General features: G+C 70.1%; 6 protein-coding genes. 1 reads left to right on the top strand and 5 read right to left on the bottom strand.

Annotation, left to right across the window (positions count from 1 at the left end; genetic code table 11):
* Positions 1 to 78 precede the first annotated feature (78 nt).
* A complete protein-coding gene (locus tag FUT87_RS23175; RefSeq protein WP_147242534.1) occupies positions 79 to 1,134 on the top strand; it encodes an aldose epimerase family protein in 1,056 nt (351 codons plus the stop codon).
* 58 nt (positions 1,135 to 1,192) lie between these two features.
* On the opposite strand, the gene FUT87_RS23170 is transcribed toward FUT87_RS23175, so the two are convergent.
* From FUT87_RS23170 to FUT87_RS23155, 5 genes are all read right to left on the bottom strand, one after another.
* Positions 1,193 to 1,420, bottom strand: coding sequence for a hypothetical protein (locus FUT87_RS23170; RefSeq protein WP_147242533.1), 228 nt, complete (start codon positions 1,418 to 1,420; stop codon positions 1,193 to 1,195).
* 83 nt (positions 1,421 to 1,503) lie between these two features.
* Entirely contained in the window at positions 1,504 to 1,725 is a 222-nt protein-coding gene (locus FUT87_RS23165) for an AbrB/MazE/SpoVT family DNA-binding domain-containing protein (RefSeq protein WP_091724734.1), read from the bottom strand.
* 177 nt (positions 1,726 to 1,902) lie between these two features.
* Positions 1,903 to 5,091, bottom strand: coding sequence for an efflux RND transporter permease subunit (locus FUT87_RS23160; RefSeq protein WP_147242532.1), 3,189 nt, complete (start codon positions 5,089 to 5,091; stop codon positions 1,903 to 1,905).
* Positions 5,092 to 5,101: 10 nt separating this feature from the next.
* Positions 5,102 to 5,236, bottom strand: coding sequence for a hypothetical protein (locus FUT87_RS31050; RefSeq protein ID WP_255511981.1), 135 nt, complete (start codon positions 5,234 to 5,236; stop codon positions 5,102 to 5,104).
* On the bottom strand, positions 5,233 to 5,628 hold a 396-nt coding region (locus tag FUT87_RS23155), incomplete at its 5' end, for an efflux RND transporter periplasmic adaptor subunit (RefSeq protein WP_255511980.1). The genes FUT87_RS23155 and FUT87_RS31050, both read right to left, overlap by 4 nt.

The raw sequence follows: 5,628 nt of genomic DNA, 5'->3' as shown, positions 1-5,628 counted from the left end.
CGAGCCGCTGGCCGGCGCGCTGTTCGAGCTCGATCCACACGGCCATCGCGGCCAGGTTCCTCACCGGTTCAACACACGATGACAGCGATTCAACAGCGGGTCTACGGCCACCTGCCCGACGGCCGGCCGGTGCATGAGTTCACGATGGACAACGGGCGCGGCCTGCGGCTGTCGGCAATCACCCATGGGGGCATCGTCACGCGGCTGGAGGTGCCGGATGCGCGGGGCGAATCGGCCAACGTCGTGCTGGGCCTGCCGACGCTCGAGGACTACGTGCTGCGCAATCCGCATTTCGGCGTGATCGTCGGCCGGTATGGCAACCGCATCGCGGGCGCCACCTTCCGGCTGGACGGTGAACGCCACGCGCTGATGGCCAACGACGGCGGCAACTGCCTGCACGGCGGCCCGCGCGGATTCGGCCACCTGCTGTGGCGGGCGGAAGTCGAAAGCGACAGCTGCCTGCGACTGGAACTCGACAGCCCGGCGGGCGACCAGGGCTTCCCGGGCCGGCTGCGGGCGGTGGTGCGGTACCGGCTTGATGACGAGATGGGCTGGGCCATCGAGTACGAAGCCACGACCGATGCGCCGACGGTGGTCAACCTGACGCATCACGACTACTTCAATCTGGCGGGTCGCGGGTCGGTGCTGGGGCATGAGCTGCAGATCTTCGGCAGCCGCTATTGCGAGGTGGACGAAGCGCTGATTCCGACCGCGATCGCGACGGTGGCTGGAACACCCTTCGACTTCCGTGAACCGCGGGTGATCGAGTCGCGGCTGCGCCAAGCGCATCCGCAGTTGCAGCGCGGCAAGGGCTACGACCACAACTGGGTGCTGGACGCGCCCTTCGATGGTCGACTGCACCTGGCGGCGCGGCTGCGCGATCCCGTCTCGGGCCGAAGCATGGAGGTCCTGACCACCGAGCCGGCGATGCAGTTCTACTCCGGCAACTTCCTGGACGGCAGCCTGCTGGGCAGCGAGGGCGCCTTCTATCGGCAGGGAGACGGCCTCTGTCTGGAGACGCAGCACCACCCGGACTCGCCAAACCGACCGGCCAGCCCGGATTGGCCGTCCACGATCCTGCGACCCGGCGAGGTCTATCGCAGCGTGACGCTGCATCGCTTCGGCGCTGCCTGAGCCGGGGCTCGTCCAACGAACGACCGCACCAGGGTGCGGTCGTCGATGACCCCACCGATCACAGCGCGGCGGGCGCGTTGTCGTCTCTTTCGTCGTGGGACGACTCATCGCGCCTGGGCCATGGCTCCACGAGCACGACCGCGGGAGCGGCCTTGACGGTCACGCGCACGCTCCCGTCTTCCTGCAGCTCCCAGAAGAACCGCGTGTCCAGCTTCGCACCCGTCGCCTTGCGGATCTCCTTCGGGACGAGGATCCGGCCATTCATCTCCATGCGGGTCATCGGCACCTGAGTCTCCTGGCGGCCTCAGCGCATGAGTTCAGCGCCGGCCAGCATCAGCCGGATCAGAATGTTCGTGTCGACCGCACACATCATCGGAACGGGTTCATGTCTTCCACGGACACGCTGATGCCGGGTGCGGGCTTCAGCATGCCGGCGAGCTCCTCGAACGTCACCGTCCTGGCAACCACCTGGATGGTCCCGTCCCTCATCAGGACCCAGAGGAACTCGGTTCCCGGCTTGGCATTCACCGCCTGACGAATCTCCCGGGGGACCGTCAGGCGTCCGTTCGCGGACATCGTCGAAATGGGCATGGCCCTCTCCTTGCTAAGTGAGCTGCCCACTCTAAGAAGACGGCCCGTGCAACTCCATGGCCCTCATGTGTCGAGATCGCCTCACGCCGACTTCGACAAGGCAGCGCACTGCCTCCGATGCGGGGCAGCGCGCCGCCACCCGGGTCGTCTCCCGACGCCCGGGTCGGAGCGCCCGCCTCAGGAAGCCACCGGATCCCGCGTCGGACCCTGATCAAGCAGCTCGGGCGCCTGCGCCAGCGCCGGCTCATCGCGCCGGTAGGCCCACCGGTACAGCACCGGCAGCACGAGCAGGGTCAGCGCCGTCGACGACAGGATCCCGCCGATCACCACCGTCGCCAGCGGCCGCTGCACCTCCGCCCCGGTGCCCGTGGCCAGCGCCATCGGCACGAAGCCCAGCGAGGCCACCAGCGCCGTCATCAGCACCGGCCGCAGGCGCGTCAGCGCGCCCTCATGGATGGCCGCGTCCAGCGGCCGGCCCTGTTCCCGCAACTGCCGGATGAAGGCGATCATCACCAGCCCGTTGAGCACCGCCACGCCGCTGAGCGCGATGAAGCCCACCGCCGCCGAGATCGACAACGGGATCCCCCGCAACCACAGCGCCAGCACGCCCCCGGTCAGCGCGAAGGGAATGCCCGAGAACACCAGCAGGCCGTCCCGCGCGTTGCCGAACATCGCGAACAGCAGGGCGAAGACCAGACCCAGCGCCACCGGCACCACCACGCGCAGGCGCTCGCTGGCGGACTGCAGGTTCTCGAACTGCCCACCCCAGCCGAGCCAGTAGCCGGACGGCAGCACCACCTGCTCGCTCACCGCCCGCTGCGCCTGCGCGACGAAGGAACCGAGGTCGCGGCCACGCACATTGGCGCTGACCACCACCCGGCGCTTGCCGTCCTCGCGGCTGACCTGGTTCGGCCCCGGCGCCAGCGACAACTTCGCCAGCGCCGACAGCGGCAGGAAACGCACCGCGCCGTCCGCGCCCTTGGGCAGCGGCACCGGCAGCCGCTCGATCGCCGACAGGTCGGTGCGCAGCGCCTCGGGCAGGCGCACCACGACCGGGAAGCGCCGGTCGCCCTCGAACAGCGTCCCTGCGGTCGCGCCGCCGGTGGCTGTGGCCACCAGCTCCTGCACGTCCAGCAGGTTCAGCCCGTGCCGCGCAACCTGCTCGCGGTCGATGTCCACCGTGAGCACCGGCAGGCCGGTCGTCTGCTCGACGTTGACCTGCGTCGCGCCCTCGATCCCGCCCAGCACCGCGGCGATGCGCGCCGCCGCCGCGTCCAGCTGCGCCATGTCGTCGCCGAAGACCTTCACCGCGACATCCGAGCGCACGCCCGAGATCAGCTCGTTGAAACGCAGCTGGATCGGTTGCGAGAACTCGTAGTTCTGCCCCGGCAGCGTGGCCAGCTCCGCCTGCACGGCTTCGATCAGCGCCTCGCGCGTGCGCCGGGGCTCGGGCCACTGGTCGCGCGGCTTGAGCATCACGTAGGCATCGGAGATGTTGGGCGGCATCGGGTCCGCCGCGATCTCGGCGGTGCCGGTGCGCGAGAACACCCGCTCGATCTCCGGGAACTTCTGCTTGAGCCGCGCCTCCAGCTGCCGCTGCATCGCCACCGATTGCGTCAGGCTGGTGCCCGGCAGCCGCAGCGCCTGCACCGCGAAGTCGCCCTCGTCCAGGCTGGGCACGAACTCGCTGCCCAGCCGCGTCGCCAGCAGCGCGGACAGCAACACGGCCACGACCGCGCCGGTGATGACCACCGGCCGCGCCGCCATCGCGCGGCCCAGCAGCGGCTCGTAGGCGCGATGCGCCCAGGCCATCAGGCGGCTCTCCTTCTCCTGGACCTTGTCGCCGATGAACAGCGCCACCGCGGCCGGGACGAAGGTGATCGACAGGATCATCGCGCCCAGCAGCGCCAGCACCACCGTCACCGCCATCGGATGGAACATGCGGCCCTCCACGCCGGTGAGCGCGAAGATCGGCAGGTACACCACCATGATGATCAGCTGCCCGAACAGCAGCGGCCGGCGCGCCTCCTGCGCCGCGGCGAAGACTTCATGGAAGCGCTCGCCACGCGTCAGCGGCCGGCCCAGTCGCGCCTGCGCATGCGCCAGCCGCCGCACGCAGTTCTCGACGATGACGACCGCCCCGTCCACGATGATCCCGAAGTCCAGGGCGCCCAGGCTCATCAGATTGGCGCTGACCTTCTGGCTGACCATGCCGCTGAAGGTGAACAGCATCGACAGCGGGATGACCATCGCCGTCAGCACCGCCGCGCGCAGGTTGCCCAGGAACAGGAACAGCACCGCGATCACCAGCACCGCACCTTCGACCAGGTTCTTCCTCACCGTGGCGATGGCCTTGTCCACCAGCACCGTGCGGTCGTAGACGGTGACCACCTGCACGCCCTTGGGCAGCGTGGTGGCGACCGCCTTCATCTTGCGGTCCACCGCCTGCGAGACGCTGCGGCTGTTCTCGCCGCTCAGCATGAACACGGTGCCCAGCACCACCTCGCGGCCGTTGTCGGTCGCGGCGCCGCCGCGCAGTTCCTTGCCGATGCCCACCTGTGCCACGTCGCGCACCCGCACCGGCACGCCGCCCTCGCTGCGCAGCACGACCTGGCCGATGTCGGCCAGGCCGCGCAGCTGGCCGGGCGCGCGGATCAGGTACTGCTCGCCGCGCCGCTCGATGTAGCCCGCGCCGACATTGGCGTTGTTGCGCTCCAGCGCCGCCACCACGTCCGCCAGCGTCAGCCCGTGCGAGGAGAGCCGGCCGGGATCGGGCGCGACCTCGAACTCCTTCGCGAAGCCGCCGATCGTGTTGACCTCGGTCACGCCCGGCACCGTGCGGAGCTGCGGCTTGACGACCCAGTCCTGCAGTTCGCGCAGGTCGGTCGGCGTGTAGGGCGTGCCGTCGGCCTTGCGCGCGCCCTCCTCGGCCTCGAGGGTCCACTGGTAGATCTCGCCCAGGCCCGTGGACACCGGCCCCATCGCCGGCGTCAGGCCGTCGGGCAGCTGCTCGCGCGCGGCCTGCAGCCGCTCGTTGACCAGCTGCCGCGCGAAATGGATGTCGGTGCCGTCGCGGAAGATCACCGTGACCTGCGACAGCCCGTAGCGGGACAGCGAGCGGGTCTGCTTCAGCCCCGGCAGCCCCGCCATCGCGGTTTCCACCGGGAAGGTCACGCGCTGCTCGGTCTCCAGCGGCGAATAGCCCGGCGCGCCGGTGTTGATCTGCACCTGGACATTGGTGATGTCGGGCACGGCGTCGATCGGCAGCTTCTGGTAGCTGAAGACCCCCAGCGCCGCCATGCCCAGCACGGCCAGCAGCACCAGCCAGCGGTGCTCGATGGCGAATCGGATGATGCGTTCGAACATGCCGCCTCCGTCAGTGCGAATGGGTCGCCGAGCCCTTGCCGGCCTCGGACTTGATGACGAAGGCATTGCGCGTCGCGACCCGTGTGCCGGGCTTCAGGCCCTCGAGGACCTCGATGCGTTGCCCGTCGGCGCGACCGGTCTTCACCGGCTGCGCGGCGAAGCCCTCGGGCACCCGCACGAAGACGACCGGCCGGTCCTCGACGATTTGCACCGCCTCCGCCGGCACGGTGACCGCGCCGACGTCTCGCCGGTCACCAGGTCCACGTCGACGAACAGGCCGGGTCGCCAGGCGCCGTCCGGATTCGACAAGGCGATCCGCGCCTGCGCCGTGCGGGTCTGCCCGCCGATCAGCGCGCCGACGTAGGTGACCGTGCCCGGCGCCGACTGTTCGAAGGCGGTGGCGCGCACCACCGCGCGCGCGCCCACGCGCACCTTGGCCAGGTCGGCGGCGGGCACGTCGATCCGCGCCCAGACGGTGCGCAGGTCCGACAGCACGAAGGCGCTGGCGTCCTCCTTGACCTGCTCGCCCAGCGCCAG

The sequence above is a fragment of the Mitsuaria sp. TWR114 genome (assembly GCF_007997345.1).
The sequence above is the reverse complement of the archived record's forward strand: the minus strand, read 5'-3'. Positions and strand labels throughout refer to the sequence as shown.

Coding starts and splice junctions, on each gene's coding strand:
- FUT87_RS23160 (WP_147242532.1), bottom strand. CDS start 5,091: ATGTTCGAACGCATCATCCGATTCGCCATCGAGCACCGCTGGCTGGTG.
- FUT87_RS23175 (WP_147242534.1), top strand. CDS start 79: ATGACAGCGATTCAACAGCGGGTCTACGGCCACCTGCCCGACGGCCGG.
- FUT87_RS23165 (WP_091724734.1), bottom strand. CDS start 1,725: ATGCCCATTTCGACGATGTCCGCGAACGGACGCCTGACGGTCCCCCGG.